Below are 17473 nucleotides of genomic sequence, written 5' to 3'. Positions count from 1 at the left end.
GTACACATGACGCGTGACCCTAACCCGAACTGACGTCCCGTCCGAGACGGAAGGGCTGCGCGCCCTGGCCGCCCGCCTCGCCCTGCTGCCCCTGAGGATCTTCCTCGGCGTGACCTTCGTCTACGCGGGGCTGGACAAGCTGACCGACTCGGCCTTCCTGTCCGCCACCGGCTCCGGCTCCATCGGCGAGATCATGAGCGGGGTGCGCGACACCTCCGCGATCCCGGCCCTGGTGGACCTGTCCCTGAAGGCCCCCGTCGGTTTCGCCGTGGCCATCGCCATCGGCGAGCTGCTGGTCGGCCTCGGCGTGCTGGCCGGCCTGCTGACGCGGCTCGCGGCCGTCGGCGGAGCGCTGATCTCGCTCAGCCTGTGGCTCACCGTCTCGTGGGCGGTGACCCCGTACTACTACGGCAACGACCTGATCTACATGATGGCCTGGACCCCGCTGATCCTCGCCGGGGCGCCCTATCTGTCGCTGGACTCGGTGATCCGGTCGCGGCGGTCCCTGCGCACGGCGTAGGTCACCATCCCCACCAGGGCGGCGAGGCAGAGCCCGCCCAGGGCCATGGGGATGACCAGGAACCACGGGACGTCGGCCTCGCCCGCCGCGTCGAGCAGGTACACCACCCCGGCGGTGAGCAGCACGATCCCCGCGAGGAACCGTCCCGGCTGGAACTCATGACGCGGCACGGGCCACCTCCACCTGTCCCACACCCGCGTTCAGGTGCAGCTCGATCGTCCCGCCGGCCTCGGTGCCGGCGGCGGGCGGCAGCGTCGCCGCCTGCGTTTCGCCGCCGCTCTTGATGCGTACGTCCTGGCTGGTCTCCCCGGGCATGTGGATGTCGCCCAGCTTGACCGAGACATCGGCCTGCGCCGTGACCTCCCGGGGCACGATCACCTTGAGCCGCCCCGCGTCGATGGAGGCGCGGACGGAAACGGTGGCGCCCTTCGGGACGTCCAGCCGGCTCAGGTCCAACGTGGCGAGCCCGGTGCCCGCCTCGTACACGGGCCGTACGTCGGCCACCGCGGCCGGCCGCCACTCGACCCGCTTCCAGTCGGTGCCGATCTCGCGCGGCAGCGCCGAGGCCACCGCCAGCAGCCCCGCGGTGAGCAGCGCCAGCAGGATCGTGCCGAATCCGGTGCGGCCCTTGACCGAGCTGACCGCGAGGCCCAACCCGAAGACGGCCAGCGCCGCGGCGAGCCCGATCTGCAGGGCGTGGCCGAGGGTGCTGCCCTCCCACACGGCGGCGGTCCCGATGATCCCGGCCAGCACGGCCAGGAGGAAGACCCGACCGCCGATCCCGCCGCGCGGGCGGGCCGGTGCGTGGGCCGGGTCCGCGGGCGCCCGCGGAGTCGGGGTGCGCGGCGTCGCGTCCTCGGTGTCCGCGGGCCCCCACAGGTACCCGGTGGACCCGACGGGGCCGGTCGTGCCGTCCTTGACCAGCGGGTCCCGCCACCAGGACGGGCCGCCGGGGGCGGGCGGCGCCTTCGTCTCCGGCGGGGCCGGCGAGTGCGCGGTGGGAGCCTCGGCCTCGGGGGTCTGGCTCTGCCGGCGCCGCCGCGACCAGTGCGAGGCCCCGCCCAGCGCCAGGATGACCAGCACCGAGAAGACCGCCAGCCCGCCGTTGTCCAGCATCGACAGGAACAGCGCGCAGCCCACCAGGGCCGCGAACACCGCCGCCAGCGTGGCACCCTCGACCCGGCCCGTCAGCAGCCGCTTCGCCTCGCTGTCCTCCTCGCCCTCCTGCGGGAGCAGCAGCCACGCGAAGCCGTAGAAGATCAGGCCGACGCCGCCGGTGACGGTGAGGACGCCGAGGACGATGCGGAAGACCACCGGGTCGATGTCGAAGTACCGGCCGAGGCCCCCGCACACGCCCGCCACGACCTTGTCGCGCTTGCTGCGGCGAAGGGGCGGCCGGGCATCGGGAGGCTGCGTGGCTCCTGGGTCCACCGGCGGGGCGTCGTGTACTTCGGTCATGGGTCCATGGTGACGGGCCGCGGCGGCCCCGGGCATCCGGCCCAACCCTGGCGCAACCCTGATATCCCCCCGGCCGGAATGGGGGGATGCCCTGATGTCGGGCCACCCGCGCGCGTGTGACCCTTGGAAACATGCCCGTAGCAGCCGCTCCCCATCACGTGCCCGACACCGACGAGGCGCCGCCGCGCAAGCTCTACCGCAGCGCGGACGGCCGGATGCTCGGCGGGGTCGCACGTGGTCTCGCCGGCCACCTCGGCCTGCCCGTGATCTGGGTCCGGCTCGCCTTCCTCGGCCTGTTCATGTTCGGGGACGGCCTCGGAGTGCTGCTCTACGGCGCGTTCTGGGTCTTCGTACCGCTCGGCATCGGCGGCCGCACCGAGAACCGCTCCTTCTTCGAGACCCTCGCCGACGGCAGCCGCCACCTGCGCAGACCCGACAAGGGGCAGGTCCTCGCGCTGATCGCGCTGTTCGTCGGCGTGTGGATCTTCATCGCCAAGCTCCAGATAGGCGGCTCCTCCGGCCGCTACGTATGGCCGACGCTGCTCGTCGGCGCGGGCGTGGTCCTCGTATGGCGGCAGGCCGACAACGCCCGCCGCGCCCACTGGGGCGCCGCCGACGGCCGCCGCGGCCGGCTGTTCCAGGTCGCCCGGGCGCTCGCCGGGGTCGCCCTCGTCTGCGTGGGCCTGACCGTCTTCATCGTCGTACGGGGCTCCGCCGCGCAGCTCGGCAACGTACTCACCGCCACCCTCGCCGTCCTCGTCGGCGTCGCCCTGCTCGCCGGGCCCTGGCTGATCCGGATGACCCAGGACCTTTCCGAGGAGCGCCTGATGCGCATCCGCGCCCAGGAGCGCGCCGAGGTCGCGGCCCACGTCCACGACTCCGTCCTGCACACCCTCACCCTGATCCAGCGCAACGCCGAGGACGTGGGAGAAGTACGCCGCCTCGCGCGGGCGCAGGAGCGGGAGCTGCGGAACTGGCTGTACAAGCCCGAGGGCACCGGCAAGGACGAGGCCGAGGAACCCGCCACCCTCGCGGACGCCGTGAAGAAGGCCGCCGCCGAGGTCGAGGACCACCACGGGGTGCCCATCGAGGTCGTCGTCGTCGGCGACTGCCCCCTCGACGAGAGGCTGGCGGCACAGATCCAGGCCGCGCGCGAGGCGATGGTCAACGCCGCCAAGTACGGTGGCGAAGGCGGGCCGGTACAGGTGTACGCCGAGGTGGAGGAAGAGAAGGTGTTCGTGTCCGTACGGGACCGGGGACCGGGCTTCGACATCGACGCGGTACCGGACGACCGCATGGGCGTACGAGAATCGATCCTCGGCCGGATGCAGCGCAACGGCGGGACCGCACGACTGCGGTCCGCGCCCGACGGCGGCACGGAAGTCGAGCTGGAGATGGAGAGGGCGGCGAAAGCGGCATGACCGAGGACAGCGCTGAGAAGGAGACCCGCAGGGTCCGGGTCGTGCTCGTCGACGACCACAGGATGTTCCGCGCGGGCGTACAGGCCGAGATCGGCGAGACCGACCGGACCGGGGTCGAGGTCGTCGGCGAGGCGGCCGACGTCGACCAGGCCGTCACCGTCATCACCGCCACCCGCCCCGAGGTGGTCCTGCTCGACGTGCACCTGCCCGGCGGCGGCGGGGTGGAGGTGCTGCGGCGCTGCGCTCCGCTGATGGCGGCGGCCGAGAACCCGGTCAGATTCCTCGCGCTGTCGGTGTCCGACGCGGCCGAGGACGTCATCGGGGTCATCCGGGGCGGCGCCCGCGGATACGTCACCAAGACCATCACCGGCACCGAGCTGGTGAACTCGGTCTTCCGGGTGCAGGACGGGGACGCGGTGTTCTCGCCGCGGCTGGCCGGCTTCGTGCTCGACGCCTTCGCCTCGACGGACGCCCCGCCGGTCGACGAGGACCTGGACCGCCTCACGCAGCGCGAACGCGAGGTGCTGCGGCTGATCGCGCGCGGGTACGCGTACAAGGAGATCGCCAAGCAGCTCTTCATCTCGGTGAAGACGGTCGAATCGCACGTCTCGGCGGTGCTCAGGAAGCTCCAGCTCTCCAACCGCCACGAACTGACCCGCTGGGCGACGGCGCGCCGGCTGGTCTGACGCGCGGCGTGCTCCTGGTGTGCTCCCGGTGTGATCCCGGTGTGATCCACACCGCAGGTCGAACGGGCAACCGGCTCGCCTCACGCCGCACTCTTGGGTGGCGTGATGAGCCTGACGGGGACACCCTTCTTCGTGACGGCGATCGCGCTCACCGCGATCGCCGTCATCCTGCCGCTGGCCTTGTGGAGCAAGGTGCGCGGCCCCGCCGCCGTACGGGTGGGCACCCGCGCGCTGATGGTGGTGTTCGCGCAGGTCACCGCCGTCGCCGTGGTGTTCGTCGCCGTCAACCGGGCCGAGCACTTCTACGCCTCCTGGGGTGACCTCTTCGGCACCGGGAAGTACGTCACCGCCGCCCCCGACCTCGGCCCGGACGGGCTCGGCGGGAAGAAGGCCGACGAGGTCGAGAAGGCGCCGAAGGTGATCCAGGAGTTCCATCCGGTCGACGGCCTCGGCGGGCGGGTCAAGAAGACCGAACTCGACGGCAAGATATCCGGGGTCAAGGGCGACGTCATGGTGTGGCTGCCGCCCCAGTACGACGACCCGGCCTACAAGGACAAGAAGTTCCCGGTCGTCGAGCTGATCCCGGGCATCCCGGGGACCGGCAAGTCCTGGTTCCAGGGGCTCAAGGCGCACGAGGTGCTCGAACCCCTGATGAAGAGCGGCAAGGTGAAGCCGTTCATCCTCGTCTCGCCCCGCGCCATGCTGCTCGGCAACGGCGACACCGGCTGCGCCAACATCCCCGGCAAGGTCAACGCCGACAGCTGGTTCAGCGTCGACGTCCGCAAGATGGTCGTCGACAACTTCCGGGCCTCGGAGGACTCCCGCACCTGGGGCGTGGCCGGCTACTCGGCGGGCGCGTACTGCGCCGCGAAGCTGGCGATCGCCCACCCCGACCGCTATGCCGCGGCCGTCTCCCTCTCCGGCTACAACGACCCCGGCCAGGAGCCCTCCTCGCTGGTCGCGCAGGACCCGGAGCTGCGCCGCACGCACAACCTGAAGGCAGTACTGCAGGCCGCGCCCACGCCCCCGGCGGTCTCCCTGTGGATGTCGGGCGCCGAACACGACGGCTACCTGTCCGGCACGGACCTCAAGGCCCTGGCGAAGGACCCGACCACGGTGCACGCGGAGAAGGTGGTCGGCGGCCACAACCTCGAAGCCTGGTCCAAGCAGTTGCCGCAGACCTTCGGCTGGCTGAGCGGCGTGGTCAAGGCGCCCTGACCGGTTTCCGCGAGGGCTACGCGGGGCGGGAGGCGCCCGCCCAGGGCATCGAGTCGATCGGGGCGACGCGGACCGTGGACCCGGGGCGCGGGGCGTGGATCATCTGGCCGTTGCCGATGTAGAGCCCGACATGGGTCACCCCGGAGTAGAAGAACACCAGGTCACCGGGGGCAAGTTGGTCGCGGGAGACGCGCTGCCCGGCGTTGATCTGGGTGTAGGTGGTGCGGGGCAGGGACACCCCCGCCGAGCGCCAGGCCGCCTGGGTCAGGCCCGAGCAGTCGAAGGAGCCGGGGCCCGTCGCGCCCCACACGTACGGCTTCCCGATCGCCCCGTGCGCGAAGGCCACCGCGCGGGCCGCACGGGAGCCGTCGGACGGCGGCGGGGGCGGCGCCGGGGTCGTGGAGCGCGGCCTCGCGGGGGAGCTCCCGGCCGACTGGGCCTCGTACGCGGCACGCTGCTCGGCGGTGAGCCTGGCGAGCAGGCGCTTGGCGGCGTCGAGCTTGCCCTCGATCGCCGCCTTGTGCTCGGCGAGTTCGTCCTGCCGGGCGCGGAGGTCGGCGAGCCGGCCGGCGGCCTGCTCCCGCAGCTCGCCGACCTCGTCGAGGCGGCGGCGCACGGTGTTGATCCCGGCGGCGTTGCGGTCCTGGGCGCGGGTGATGAAGGCGGCCTGGGTCAGGTACTCCTGCGGGTCGGCCGCCAGTGCGAGTTGTACGGCGGTGCCGAGCGAGCCGCTGCGGTACTGGCCGGCGGCGAGCGAACCGAGCGCGCTGCGGGCGGTGTTGAGCTGGTCGGTCTTGCGAGCGGTCTCCTCGCGCAGGACGGTCAGCTCGCGCTCGGCCTCGTCGGCCTTCTCCTTCGCCCCGTTGTACCGCTCGGTCGCCGCCTCGGCCTCCTCGTAGAGCCGGTCCACCTCCGACTTGATCTGGGAGGGCGTGGGCTGGGGGTCGGCCTGGGAGGTGCCTTCGAAGGCGGTGGCGGTGGCAGCGCCCGCGAGCGCGAGGGTGGCGGCGGTCGTCCGTACCGTGCCGCCGGAGAGCGGGCGCTGCCTGGGCTTTCGATGACTGGCCACGAGGGCCTCACGTCCTTCCCCTGTCGGCTGGGTCTTGGGGGAGGACGCTAAACCTGAAAGTAACGGGCGGATGACGAGATGACCTGAACTGACCGGATGTGGCGGATCGTTTCCCGTCAGTGCCAGAGAACGGCGATAAAGATGTTGATCACGGTCAGCCCGCCGACCGCGCCGAACACCGCCTTGTCCACCCGCTCCTCGTCGCGCTTGACGTAGACGAGGGCGAGGATCACGAAGAGGACCGCGAGCTTCACGCCGATCTTGACGTGGTTGAGGGAGTTGCCGTCCATCTCGCGGAAGCCGACCAGGAGCACGCCGGTGACGAGCATCGTGAGCGCGCCGTGCAGCATCGCCGGCACGAAGCGGGCGGTGCCCGCGCCCATCGCCTTCATCTGGGTGAGGAAGCCGCCGAGGAGCGAGGCGATGCCGATGATGTGGAGGCCGACGAAGACGTTGATGAGGACAGTCATGGCGTCGAGCGTACGGGGTGGCCATCAGCGGATTTCGGTCAGGCGGGCGAATGCGACGACGTTGCCGTCGTGGCTCGGCTTCGCCCTTGGGCACGCGGCGGGGGGCCGGTTCAGCCGAGGAATTTCGTCAACTCGGTGACGACGGCCTCCGGCTGCTCCTCCGGGAGGTAGTGGCCGCTGTCGTCGACGCGCACGACGCGCGTGTCGGTGCCGAGCGCGGGGAGCGCCTCGACGAGCGATTCGTAGTTGCTGTACGCGCCGCCGAGCGCGAGCAGCGGGGTGGCCACCGGGGCGTAGGTCGCGAGGTCGGCGATGTCCTGACCGAAGGCGCGGTAGCAGGCGTTGCCGGCCCGGATCGCGTCCGGAGAGTCGTACGCGCGGGCGTACACGGCACGGGAGTGGGCGCCGATGGTGGCCGGGTCCGTGGCCGCCTGCCCGAACAGCCAGTCCAGCAGGAGGTGGTAGCGGCCCGCGAGGAGCTGCTCGGGGAGGCCCTGCACCTGGTTGAAGGCGAACCACCACAGGTGGAAGATGCCGTCCCGGGGGAGCAGGGGCATCCCGTTCCAGGACTCCTCGGGGTGCGAGACGTCCAGGAGGGCGACCCGGCCCGTGGCCTCGGGGTGGTTGGCGGCGAAGGCGTAGGCGACCATCGCGCCGATGTCGTGGCCCGCGATGTGGGCCCGCTCCAGGCCGAGGTGGGTGAGCAGGGCGCGGATGTCGGCGGCCATCGTCTTCTTGTCGTAGCCGCCCTCCGGCTTGGCGGAGCCGCCCATGCCGCGCAGGTCGACCGCGATCACCCGGTACCGACGGGCGAGGGCGGGCATCACCTTGTGGAACTGCCACCAGGTCTGCGGCCAGCCGCCGAGCAGGAGCAGGGGTTCGCCGCTGCCGCCTTCCACATAGTGCAGGCGGGTGCCGTTGACCTCGGCGTGCCGGCTGGTGAAGCCGCCTTCGAGGGAGGCGGCGAGGGAGGCGTCGTCGAGCGGGGCGTCGAGCCGGGTTTCGGGCATGGGGTGTCCTCACGTGGATGCGGCCGATCGACCGTACGAAGATCTCGTACGGTCGATCGGAACTGTACGAGATCTTCGAACAGTCTGGCAATGTCCGTACGGGATCTGCGTACAGTTGGTGCATGGCTGCCGCTGCTGAGCTGACCCACCCCGCCACCGACCGCATCCAGCTGGTCGAGGTCCTGGCGGCGCTCGGGCATCCCGTCCGGCTGGAGATCGTCCGCAAGCTCGCCTCCGGCGAGGAGGCGTTCTGCGGCGAGGTGGTGCCCGACCTGCCCCGGTCGAGCGTCACGCACCACCTCAAGACGCTCCGCGAGAGCGGCGTGATCTGCCAGCGGCCCCGCGGTCGCAAGCTCTACCTCGCCCTGCGCCGCGAAGACCTGGACCAGTGCTTTCCCGGGCTGCTGGAACTCGTGCTCGGCTGTCACTCCCGCCCCCTAGACTCGGAATGCGATGAGCAGCCTCTTTGACGACAGCTTCCTGGCCGACCTCACCCCCTCCGACGAGGTCCCGCCGCCACCCGAGGACCACGCCGCCCCCGAGCCGGGCGCCGACGATCTCTTCGGGGGCCAGTTCGACGTGCCCATGACCGGGGACGCGTACTACCGCAACGGCGCGCCCAAGCCCGTCATCGACCCGGCGACGCTCCTGGACGGGCTGAACGAGCAGCAGCGCGCGGCCGTGGTCCACGCCGGCTCCCCGCTGCTCATCGTGGCCGGCGCCGGCTCCGGCAAGACCCGCGTGCTGACGCACCGCATCGGCCACCTGCTGTCCGCGCGGAACGTCCACCCCGGCCAGATCCTGGCGATCACCTTCACCAACAAGGCCGCCGGCGAGATGAAGGAACGCGTCGAGGGCCTGGTCGGCCCGCGCGCCAACGCCATGTGGGTCTCCACCTTCCACAGCGCGTGCGTCCGCATCCTGCGCCGCGAGTCCAAGCGGCTCGGCTTCACCTCGTCGTTCTCGATCTACGACGCCGCCGACTCGAAGCGCCTGATGGCGCTCGTCTGCCGCGACCTGGACCTGGACCCGAAGAAGTTCCCGCCGAAGTCCTTCAACGCCAAGATCTCGAACCTCAAGAACGAGCTCATCGACGAGGACGCCTTCGCGGGCCAGGCCGCCGACGGCTTCGAGAAGACCCTCGCCCAGGCGTACGCGATGTACCAGGGGCGGCTGCGCGAGGCCAACGCCCTCGACTTCGACGACATCATCATGACCACGGTCCACCTGCTCCAGGCGTTCCCGGACGTCGCCGAGCACTACCGGCGCCGCTTCCGCCACGTCCTCGTCGACGAGTACCAGGACACCAACCACGCCCAGTACACGCTCGTGCGCGAGCTGGTCGGCACCGGCTACCCGGACCTGCCCCCGGCCGAGCTGTGCGTCGTGGGTGACGCCGACCAGTCGATCTACGCCTTCCGCGGCGCGACCATCCGCAACATCCTCCAGTTCGAGGAGGACTACAAGGACGCGACGACGATCCTGCTCGAGCAGAACTACCGCTCCACGCAGACGATCCTCTCCGCCGCCAACGCGGTCATCGAGCGCAACGAGAACCGCCGCGCGAAGAACCTGTGGACCCAGGCCGGCACCGGCGCCGTCATCACCGGCTACGTCGCGGACACCGAGCACGACGAGGCCCAGTTCGTCGCCGACGAGATCGACCGGCTGACGGACGCCGGCGACGCCAAGGCGGGCGACGTCGCGATCTTCTACCGGACCAACGCCCAGTCGCGCGTGTTCGAGGAGATCTTCATCCGCGTCGGACTGCCCTACAAGGTCGTCGGCGGCGTCCGGTTCTACGAGCGCAAGGAGGTCCGCGACGTCCTCGCGTACCTGCGCGTCCTCGCGAACCCCGAGGACAACGTCCCGCTGCGCCGCATCCTGAACGTGCCCAAGCGCGGCATCGGCGAACGAGCCGAGGCGATGGTCGACGCGCTCGCGATGCGCGAGAAGATCACCTTCCCGCAGGCGCTGCGGCGCGTGGACGAGGCCTTCGGCATGGCCGCGCGCTCGACGAACGCGGTGAAGCGGTTCAACGTGCTGATGGAGGAACTGCGGACCATCGTCGACTCCGGCGCGGGCCCGGCGGTGGTGCTGGAGGCGGTACTGGAGCGCACCGGATACCTCGCCGAGCTCCAGGCCTCGACCGACCCGCAGGACGAGACGCGCATCGAGAACCTGCAGGAACTCGCGGCCGTGGCGCTGGAGTTCGAGCAGGCCCGGGAAGCGGCGGCCGCCGAGGCGGCCGAGAACGGCACCCCGGCCCCCGGCCCGGGCACCCTCGCCGAGTTCCTGGAGCAGGTCGCGCTCGTCGCCGACTCCGACCAGATCCCGGACGAGGACACCGAGGGCACGGGCGTCATCACACTGATGACCCTGCACACGGCGAAGGGCCTGGAGTTCCCGGTGGTCTTCCTGACCGGCATGGAGGACGGGGTCTTCCCGCACATGCGGGCGCTGGGCCAGACCAAGGAGCTGGAGGAGGAGCGCCGGCTCGCCTACGTCGGCATCACACGGGCCCGCGAGCGGCTGTACCTGACCCGGTCGAGCATGCGCAGTGCGTGGGGCACGCCCTCGTACAACCCTCCGTCACGGTTCCTGGAGGAGATCCCGGCGCAGTACCTGCAGTGGAAGCGCACGGGCGCCGCGCAGAAGCCGGCCGGTCCGATGCGGAGCATGGGCGGCGGCAAGGCCTCGTTCGGCACCTCGCCGGAGTCGTTCCTGTCCTCGTCGCGTACGAAGTCGGGCCCGTCGGGATTCGCGACGCGTCGGGCCGCCGACAAGCCGGTCATCGCCCTGGCGGTCGGGGACCGGGTCACGCACGACCAGTTCGGGCTCGGCACCGTCATGGAGGTCAAGGGCGCGGGCTCGGACGCACAGGCCACGATCGACTTCGGGGACGACAAGCCGAAGCGGCTGCTGCTGCGCTACGCACCGGTGCAGAAGCTGTAGTCGCAGCCGCTTGTTCCGGCGGGTTTCCCAGCCGGTTCGCCGGCGGGTTCTCTCGCCGGTCCTCCAGCCGGTTCTCCGGCGGATTCTCTAGCGGGGGTCCAGGCCGTGGCTGCGGAGCCACGACAGGGGGTCGATCGCGCTGCCGCCGCCGGGCCGTACCTCGAAGTGGAGGTGCGGGCCGGTGGAGTTGCCGGAGTTGCCGGAGTACGCGATGACGTCGCCCGCCTTGACCTTGCCGCCGCGGATCTTGGTGCTGCTCAGGTGGCAGTACCAGGTCTCGGTGCCGTCGGGGGCCGTCACTATCGCCATGTTCCCGTAGGCGCTGTTGTACTGCGTGCGCACGGTGCCGTCCGTGGCGGCCATGACCGGGGTTCCGTAGGAGACCGGGAAGTCGATGCCGGTGTGCACGGACATCCACATGCCGCCGGCCTGCCCGAAGCTGGCGCTGAGGCCGTGCTGCGAGACGGGGATCGCGAACTTGGGGCGGGCCGCCTCCTTGGCCGCCTCCTCCTCCGCCTTCTTCTTCTTTTCCTCTTCCTGACGCTCGCGCAGGTCGATGCGCTCCTGCGTGCGGCTCGCGCGGTCCGCGAAGTCGCCCGCGTCGGCGCTGAGCGCCGTCAGCTGGGTGTCGAGCTTGGTGTTCGCCGCGACCGGCTTCACCGAGGCCGGATCGGGCGCGGCCATCGTGGTGGTGCCCTCGGAGGACTTCTCCGCGCCGGTGAGCCCGCCGACGGAGGCGGCCGCGACGCCCGCGACGCCCATCACGCAGGCGGAGGGCACGGCCACGGTCAGCAGGGCGGAACGCTTCGCCGGGGTGCGGCGACGGCTGTTGCCCGCCTTGGAGTTGCCCGCCTTGGAGTTGCCCTTCGCACCGCCCTTGAGGGCGGCGCGGCGCGCGGAGCGCGGGGCGGAGGTCACCGGCATCGCCTGGGTCGGGAGGTCGTGGACCTCGGGGACCTCGGGCAGTTCGTCGAGCGCCAGGTCGAAGTCGCCTTCGACCTCGACGGGCTCGAAGAGGGAGGTCTCGACGTAGCTCTGGGACTCGGCGACGGGGTCGACGGGAACCTCGTAGGCATAGCCGACGGTGGTCGCTTCGTACGCGTACTCCTGGTGCTCCTGCACCTGCGCCTGCACCTGCTGCGCGGGCTGGTGCTCGGCGGAGTAATCGGAGTAGTCGGTGTAGGCGGAGTAGTCCGTGCCCGAGTAGTCGGTGCCGGAGTGGTCGGTGCCGGAATAGTCCGTGCCGGCCGTGTTCCAGGCGGTGGCGTCGTAGGCGCCGGTCTCGGTGCCGTAGCCCGGCATCGCCCAATGCCCGGTCTGCTCGGCCGAGGTGTCGTAGCCGAAGGAAGGCGTCGACTGGTACGCGGAGTAGTCCGTGCTCGGCGTGTTCCAGGCGTTCGCGTCCCACTGCCCAGTGCTGTCCGCGGGGGTGCTCTGCGAAGGGATCGTGGACAGGTAACCCTCTTGGGAGGTCCACGCCGTGGTGTCGTACGCGCCGGTCTCATAGGAGCCATATGACGCGTAGTTGACCCCCTGGCCCTGCGTTTCATAGGAAACGTAGGTCGAGTCGCCAGCGAAAGTGGTGGTGCCGAGGCCGTCGTACCCGAGATCCGGGTACTGGCCCGACGAGGGGCGGTCGTTCACCAACTTCTCTTTCGCCTCGGCAGTGGGGGCCTGGGTGGCCGGGAACTCGAAGTTCACCGGAGGAGAGCAGTGGCGTGACTGTACCCGGCGGTTACTCGCATCGACAATCTTCGGCGGGTTTCCGGATCGCCGGAACCGGGCATTCGGCCGCCTTTCGGTCGCCGAAAGACGCACCCTTGGCCTTGAGTTCGAAATTCGTTCGACTCCGGGCCGTCTGGCGGCTAGGCGACCGACGCGGTTCCCGACCCCTCGACCACCGCCGTGACGGGTCCGTCGAGGGCCCGCCGGACCGCGGCGATCACGGTGGGGTGCGCGGGCAGCGCGAGGTGCCCGATGCCGGTGACCTGCACGTTCTCCACGCGTAGATCCGGATGCTCGATCCTGGCCGCCCCCACCGGGGCCATCAGCGCGTCGAACTCGCTCCAGAACGCCACGCATCGAGTGGCGCAGCCGGGCGCGGGCAGCGCCAGCTCCGCCAGTACCTCGGAGTCCGGTCGCATCTGCCGGACCAGTGGGTGCGCGTCCATGAAGGGGGCGACCACCGTGCCGGAATGCGGGGTGCCGAGCGTGACGAGCGTGCGGACGCGGGCGTCACCGCCGAGGCGCTGGACGTAGTACCGGCCGACCAGCCCGCCCAGGCTGTGCCCGACGAGGTCCACCCGGTCCTGCCCGGTGCGCGCGCACAGTTCCTCGACGCGCCGGGCGAGATGGCCGGCGGTGACGCGCAGGTCGCGGGTGAAGGGCGAGTAGTTGTACGCCTCCACGTGCCGCCGGCCGCCCGCCCCGAGGGCGCGGCGCAGCAGGACGAAAACGGAGCGGTTGTCGGTGAACCCGTGGAGGAGGAGTACGGGCGGCCGTGCCGAAGGCGGGCCGGGGACGACCCTCTCCTGGCAGACTCCGGTGGGATAGAGGAGGAGGTGCCCGCCGAGCACGACCACCTCGAGCGCGCCCGCCCGTAACGCGGCACCGGTCGTGGGTATCGACGACATCGCGAGAATGGACAGCCCCATCGCGGCCTCCCCTGGCCTCCCCTGAGCCTCTGGGACCGCGGCCGGTAGCGCCACCGTGCCGCGCGGCTGTCGGCACGGTGGCGCAATGCCGTCCCACGTGTGATTTCCCCCATGTGGTTGACCGTGAAACGGTGGCGTGCGCGATGCTGTACTTAACGTTCGTTCACTCGGGAGGCAGTGCGATGGGTGTGACCGGTCCGATCCGTGTGGTGGTGGCCAAGCCGGGTCTCGACGGCCACGACCGCGGGGCCAAAGTGATCGCGCGGGCGCTGCGGGACGCGGGCATGGAGGTCATCTACACGGGCCTGCACCAGACCCCCGAGCAGATCGTGGACACCGCCATTCAGGAGGACGCCGACGCGATCGGCCTCTCGATCCTCTCCGGCGCCCACAACACGCTGTTCGTCCGCGTCCTCGAACTGCTCAAGGAGCGCGACGCGGAGGACATCAAGGTCTTCGGCGGCGGCATCATCCCCGAGGACGACATCGCCCCCCTGAAGGCGAAGGGCGTGGCCGAGATCTTCACCCCGGGCGCGACGACGACCGCCATCGTGGACTGGGTCCGCGCGAACGTCCGCCAGTAGCTCCGCCGGCAGCCGGGTGCTCCGCCGCCGGGGCTCTGCCCGAGACCCGGGCGCGCCGCCGCTGTCGGGGGCGCTGCCCCCGAACCCTCCCCCCCCGGACGGAGTCTGGGGGAGGGTCTGGGGCGGAGCCCCAGGGTGCTTCAGCCCGTCCGGCGTTTGAGGACCGGGTCCGGGCGGAGCCCGGGAAGGCTCCGCGCAGCGGCTCACCGGCCCCACCCCCCGGGAGGGATCAGGCGGGCGGAGCCAGTTCCATGAGCATGGCTTCGCGTAGCCGAAGCGTGGCGACCAGCCGCTGGAAGGCCTCGGCCCAATACGCGGCAGCCCCCGGCACCGCGTCCTGCGGATCCTCCGCCGCCGCGGTCAGCGCTTCCAACCGCCCGGCCTCCGCAGGATCGAGGCAGCGCTCCGCCAGCCCCATCACCCCGCTGAAGCTCCACGGGTAGCTGCCCGCTTCGCGCGCTATGTCCAGCGCGTCCACGACCGCCCGACCCAGCGCCCCCGCCCACGGCACCACGCACACCCCGAGCAACTGGAACGCCTCCGAGAGCCCGTGGGCGCGTACGAACTCCGCGACCCACTCCGCCCGCTCCCCGTCCGGCAGGATCGACAGCAGCTTGGCCCGCTCCGCCAGCGACGCCGTGCCCGGGCCCGCCGCGGGTGGCGCGGACGCCGGGCCGAGCAGCGCCCGCGACCACTCCGCGTCGCGCTGGCGCACCGCCGCCCGGCACCACGCCGCGTGCAGTTCCTCCGTCCAGCCCTCGCCCTCGGCGATCGGCAGGGCCACTATCTCCGCCGGGCCGAGGCCCCGGAACCGCTCCCGCCAGCAGGACAGCGGGGCCGCCTCCACCAGCTGGCCGAGCCACCACGCCCGCTCCCCGCGCCCGGCGGGCGGCCGCTTGACCACCCCGTCGCGGAGCATCCCCCCATCGCACTCGACCGGCGGGGTCACCCCCTCCGGGCCCACGCAGGCCAGCGCGCGCTCCGCCATCCGCCCCGCCAGGGCCGAGCGCGGCAGCGCCGACAGGAGTTCGGCGGCCGTCGCGCGGACGTTGCGGCTGCGGTCGCCGAGCGCCGCCTCCAGGAACGGCTCGTCCTCGTCCGACAGCCCCATCCTCAGCGAATCGAGGAACATCAGCCGGTCCTCGGCCCGTTCGGTACTCCAGGTCGTCATCAGCAACCGCGGCGCGGCCGCCGCCTCATGGGCCCGTACGGCGCCCAGCAGGGCCACCCGCTCCGCGAACAGCCCCTCCTGCCAAAGCCGTTCCACCCCCGCCCGGTCGGTCACGTCCGGGAGCTCCCCGGCGCCGCTCGCACCGCCGCGCAGGGCGAACCGCCAGTCCGGATTCAGTCGGGCCAGCCACAGCCCCCGCACCCCGGCCAGGGCCAAGGCGTGCGGCCGCAGGTCCGTACGCGCCCGGGCCGCGTCCAGCAGTGCGGGGAGCAGCGAGGCCGGTGAGCGGTAGCCGTGCCGCCGGGCGGCGGCGAGCCACTGGGGCAGCAGCTCCGTCAGATCCGGGGCGGCCCCCCGCCGCCCGCCCCCGCCGGCCGCACTCGAACGGCCCGCCAGTAGCTGTGCGAGCCGCCGCCGGGCCGCCTGCGGCGGTGCCGGACGCGGGTCCCGGGGCGCGGGCTCCGGGCGCGGACCCGCCTCGGCGGGCCGCAGCCCGGCCCGGCGCCGTACGGCGTGCACGGCCGCCGAGTCCAGCAACGCCTCCGGCGAGCCGGTCGGGCCCCCGCCCCCGCGCCGGTCGGTGCCCAGCAGCGCGGCGCCGACCAGCTCTTCCCAGTCCCCGTATCCCTCGTCGCCCTTGTCCATCGAGCCCCTCCCTCTTTCCGCTCCGTGTCCTGCGCCCCGGTCCCGCCCCCTCCGCGGGACCGGAGCCGTCCATGCCCCGTCAGACCTGTCCGACCCGTTCGACTGCGTTCAACTGGCGTGGTTGTCGTTCATGCAAGCCCCCCGGCTTCTCGTCACCACACGTCGGCGCCCCCGCGCCGCCGCGTACTTCCCGCCGTCCTCGCGAGAGGACACAGGACCCCCCAGGCCCCCAGCGTTTTCTCTTTTTTCCCGGCCTGATCAGGCCAGGGCCACCGGCTCCGGCGAGCCGGGCTGCCAGGCCGTCAGCGGGGTGAACCCCCGGTGACCGCATTCGCCGAACACCGTCACCGGGCCCCCGCCCGACAACGCGGCCAGCTGCCACAGGCCCCCCCGGGAGCGGCTGCCCGCCCCGGTGAGGGGCACCGGCAGCGCGGAGATGCCCTCCGCGTCCGCCAGTTGCCAGCCGAGCTCCCCCGGTATGGGGACCACCGGGCCCAGCACCACCGGCCAGGACTCCAGCCACGGGTCATCCCGCAGCGCGGCCCCGTACGCCTCGAGCGCCGCACCCGTGCTCACCCCGGCCGGAATCTCCGTGCACGGCACGGGTGCCGCGAACTTCTCGCCGAGGTCAGCCCGCAGCCCCGCCGACCCGGGCCGGAAACGGATCTCCGCCTCCAGCACCAGCCCCACCGGCAGCGACAGCCCCGGTGGCCGCCCGGGCGGCCCGAAGTCCAGCACCAGCGCCGGCCGCCCGCCCGCCAGCCCGCGCAGCCATATCCGGCGGGTGGTGAGCCGGCCGTCCGGTGACGCCGAGTCGTATTGGGCCAGCACCAGCCAGCGGTCCCGTACGGCCTCCCCCTCCCCGGAGGCCGGCAGTCCCACCCGGCTGCGCACCGTCGCGGCCAGCTGATCGGGCAGCCCGGCCACACCGAGCCAGGCCCGGTCCAGCAGGTGCAGCAGCGCCGCCTCCTCCAGCATCCGGGCGGGCCAGCCGGGGCCGCAACTGGGTATCGTCCCCAACTCCCTTACGCGCCCCGCCAGTCCGGGAGCCTGGGCGTCCACCATCCGGGCCGCGGTCTCCTCCCACGCCGCGTAACCGGCCTGCTCCTGGCCTGCGAGGCCGCCGCGCAGCAGATCGGCCAGCCGCTGCTCCAGCTCGGTGACGCCCGCGCCGATGCGCGACGCCCGCCGCTCGGCCCGCTTCCGCGCCGCCTCCGCGTCCACCGGACCGCCCGCCCCGGCGGCCGGCCGCGCGGCCTTCGCCGCCCGGTCCGCCAGCCACTGCGCGGCCCAGTCCGGCGCCTCCCCGGGCTCGCCCACCCCCTCGGCGGACCAGAGCAGCAGCAGTCCCAGCGCGTGCTTGCACGGGAACTTCCGGCTCGGGCAGGAGCACTTGTACGCCGGTCCCGTCAGGTCCACGACCGTCCGGTACGGCGTGCTGCCGCTGCCCTTGCACAACCCCCACACAGAACCGGAAGCGGAACCTCCGATCTGCGACCACGGCCCCGCCCCGCCGAGTCTGCTTCCCGCCTTGCGTGAGGCATCGTCAGGAGCCAGAGCCAGTACCTGTTCCGCTGTCCAGCGGACCCCCTGCTCAGTCATGTGAACAACC

General features: G+C 72.1%; 16 protein-coding genes. 7 read left to right on the top strand and 9 right to left on the bottom strand.

Annotated elements, in window-relative coordinates; genetic code table 11:
• Positions 1-13: 13 nt before the first annotated feature.
• A complete protein-coding gene (locus tag ACFV9H_RS25520) occupies positions 14-520 on the top strand; it encodes a DoxX family protein (protein WP_385402240.1) in 507 nt (168 codons plus the stop codon).
• Here ACFV9H_RS25520 and ACFV9H_RS25515 read toward each other — a convergent pair.
• Entirely contained in the window at positions 466-690 is a 225-nt protein-coding gene (locus ACFV9H_RS25515; RefSeq protein ID WP_385402237.1) for a hypothetical protein, read from the bottom strand. The genes ACFV9H_RS25520 and ACFV9H_RS25515 overlap by 55 nt on opposite strands.
• Entirely contained in the window at positions 677-1978 is a 1302-nt protein-coding gene (locus ACFV9H_RS25510; RefSeq protein WP_385402234.1) for a PspC domain-containing protein, read from the bottom strand. The genes ACFV9H_RS25515 and ACFV9H_RS25510 overlap by 14 nt, the downstream gene beginning before the upstream one ends.
• 131 nt (positions 1979-2109) lie before the next feature.
• Here ACFV9H_RS25510 and ACFV9H_RS25505 point away from each other — a divergent pair, with 131 nt between their 5' ends.
• From ACFV9H_RS25505 to ACFV9H_RS25495, 3 genes are all read left to right on the top strand, one after another.
• Complete coding sequence (locus tag ACFV9H_RS25505; RefSeq protein ID WP_385402231.1) at positions 2110-3399, top strand: PspC domain-containing protein; 1290 nt, start codon at positions 2110-2112, stop codon at positions 3397-3399.
• Positions 3396-4085, top strand: a complete 690-nt coding sequence (locus ACFV9H_RS25500) for a response regulator transcription factor (RefSeq protein WP_365172463.1) — start codon at positions 3396-3398, stop codon at positions 4083-4085. Before ACFV9H_RS25505 ends, ACFV9H_RS25500 begins: the two co-directional genes overlap by 4 nt.
• Before the next feature lie 105 nt (positions 4086-4190).
• The gene (locus ACFV9H_RS25495; protein ID WP_385402228.1) at positions 4191-5303 is read left to right on the top strand and encodes an alpha/beta hydrolase; all 1113 of its coding nucleotides are present in this window, start codon (positions 4191-4193) and stop codon (positions 5301-5303) included.
• 16 nt (positions 5304-5319) lie between these two features.
• Here ACFV9H_RS25495 and ACFV9H_RS25490 read toward each other — a convergent pair whose 3' ends face one another.
• The 3 genes from ACFV9H_RS25490 to ACFV9H_RS25480 form a co-directional block, all read right to left on the bottom strand.
• On the bottom strand, positions 5320-6372 hold the full coding sequence (locus ACFV9H_RS25490; RefSeq protein ID WP_385402226.1) for an NlpC/P60 family protein: 1053 nt from the start codon (positions 6370-6372) through the stop codon (positions 5320-5322).
• A gap of 116 nt (positions 6373-6488) precedes the next feature.
• Positions 6489-6842: a hypothetical protein gene (locus ACFV9H_RS25485; protein WP_385402224.1), complete on the bottom strand. Its 354-nt coding sequence runs from the start codon at positions 6840-6842 to the stop codon at positions 6489-6491.
• Positions 6843-6952: 110 nt separating this feature from the next.
• Positions 6953-7852, bottom strand: a complete 900-nt coding sequence (locus ACFV9H_RS25480) for an alpha/beta fold hydrolase (protein ID WP_385402222.1) — start codon at positions 7850-7852, stop codon at positions 6953-6955.
• A 122-nt stretch (positions 7853-7974) separates the two neighbouring features.
• Here ACFV9H_RS25480 and ACFV9H_RS25475 point away from each other — a divergent pair, with 122 nt between their 5' ends.
• Both ACFV9H_RS25475 and pcrA read left to right on the top strand, forming a co-directional pair.
• Complete coding sequence (locus ACFV9H_RS25475; RefSeq protein ID WP_385402220.1) at positions 7975-8322, top strand: ArsR/SmtB family transcription factor; 348 nt, start codon at positions 7975-7977, stop codon at positions 8320-8322.
• Positions 8306-10807, top strand: coding sequence for a DNA helicase PcrA (gene pcrA, locus ACFV9H_RS25470; RefSeq protein WP_385402217.1), 2502 nt, complete (start codon positions 8306-8308; stop codon positions 10805-10807). Before ACFV9H_RS25475 ends, pcrA begins: the two co-directional genes overlap by 17 nt.
• Before the next feature lie 87 nt (positions 10808-10894).
• On the opposite strand, the gene ACFV9H_RS25465 is transcribed toward pcrA, so the two are convergent.
• Positions 10895-12508 (bottom strand): M23 family metallopeptidase, encoded by a 1614-nt coding sequence (locus ACFV9H_RS25465; protein WP_385402215.1) that lies wholly within the window; start codon positions 12506-12508, stop codon positions 10895-10897.
• Between the two features lie 164 nt (positions 12509-12672).
• Complete coding sequence (locus ACFV9H_RS25460) at positions 12673-13461, bottom strand: esterase/lipase family protein (protein ID WP_385402213.1); 789 nt, start codon at positions 13459-13461, stop codon at positions 12673-12675.
• A gap of 182 nt (positions 13462-13643) precedes the next feature.
• On the opposite strand from ACFV9H_RS25460, the gene ACFV9H_RS25455 reads away from it, so the two are divergent.
• Positions 13644-14045: a cobalamin B12-binding domain-containing protein gene (locus ACFV9H_RS25455; protein ID WP_385402210.1), complete on the top strand. Its 402-nt coding sequence runs from the start codon at positions 13644-13646 to the stop codon at positions 14043-14045.
• A 229-nt stretch (positions 14046-14274) separates the two neighbouring features.
• Here ACFV9H_RS25455 and ACFV9H_RS25450 read toward each other — a convergent pair whose 3' ends face one another.
• Positions 14275-15861, bottom strand: coding sequence for a DUF5691 domain-containing protein (locus tag ACFV9H_RS25450; RefSeq protein WP_385402207.1), 1587 nt, complete (start codon positions 15859-15861; stop codon positions 14275-14277).
• A gap of 258 nt (positions 15862-16119) precedes the next feature.
• Entirely contained in the window at positions 16120-17463 is a 1344-nt protein-coding gene (locus ACFV9H_RS25445; protein ID WP_385402205.1) for an SWIM zinc finger family protein, read from the bottom strand.
• Between the last annotated feature and the right edge of the window lie 10 nt (positions 17464-17473).

Source organism: Streptomyces sp. NPDC059874 (genome assembly GCF_042731135.1).
Taxonomy (GTDB): Bacteria; Actinomycetota; Actinomycetes; order Streptomycetales; family Streptomycetaceae; genus Streptomyces.
Note: the sequence above shows the minus strand (reverse complement) of the source record. Positions and strands in the feature narration are given on the sequence as shown.

Excerpts from the sequence above, each read along its gene's own strand:
- ACFV9H_RS25510 (WP_385402234.1), bottom strand. The coding sequence starts at position 1,978 with ATGACCGAAGTACACGACGCCCCGCCGGTGGACCCAGGAGCCACGCAG.
- ACFV9H_RS25505 (WP_385402231.1), top strand. The coding sequence starts at position 2,110 with ATGCCCGTAGCAGCCGCTCCCCATCACGTGCCCGACACCGACGAGGCG.
- ACFV9H_RS25500 (WP_365172463.1), top strand. The coding sequence starts at position 3,396 with ATGACCGAGGACAGCGCTGAGAAGGAGACCCGCAGGGTCCGGGTCGTG.
- ACFV9H_RS25495 (WP_385402228.1), top strand. The coding sequence starts at position 4,191 with ATGAGCCTGACGGGGACACCCTTCTTCGTGACGGCGATCGCGCTCACC.
- ACFV9H_RS25485 (WP_385402224.1), bottom strand. The coding sequence starts at position 6,842 with ATGACTGTCCTCATCAACGTCTTCGTCGGCCTCCACATCATCGGCATC.
- ACFV9H_RS25480 (WP_385402222.1), bottom strand. The coding sequence starts at position 7,852 with ATGCCCGAAACCCGGCTCGACGCCCCGCTCGACGACGCCTCCCTCGCC.
- ACFV9H_RS25475 (WP_385402220.1), top strand. The coding sequence starts at position 7,975 with ATGGCTGCCGCTGCTGAGCTGACCCACCCCGCCACCGACCGCATCCAG.
- pcrA (WP_385402217.1), top strand. The coding sequence starts at position 8,306 with ATGAGCAGCCTCTTTGACGACAGCTTCCTGGCCGACCTCACCCCCTCC.
- ACFV9H_RS25460 (WP_385402213.1), bottom strand. The coding sequence starts at position 13,461 with ATGGGGCTGTCCATTCTCGCGATGTCGTCGATACCCACGACCGGTGCC.
- ACFV9H_RS25455 (WP_385402210.1), top strand. The coding sequence starts at position 13,644 with ATGGGTGTGACCGGTCCGATCCGTGTGGTGGTGGCCAAGCCGGGTCTC.
- ACFV9H_RS25450 (WP_385402207.1), bottom strand. The coding sequence starts at position 15,861 with ATGGACAAGGGCGACGAGGGATACGGGGACTGGGAAGAGCTGGTCGGC.
- ACFV9H_RS25445 (WP_385402205.1), bottom strand. The coding sequence starts at position 17,463 with ATGACTGAGCAGGGGGTCCGCTGGACAGCGGAACAGGTACTGGCTCTG.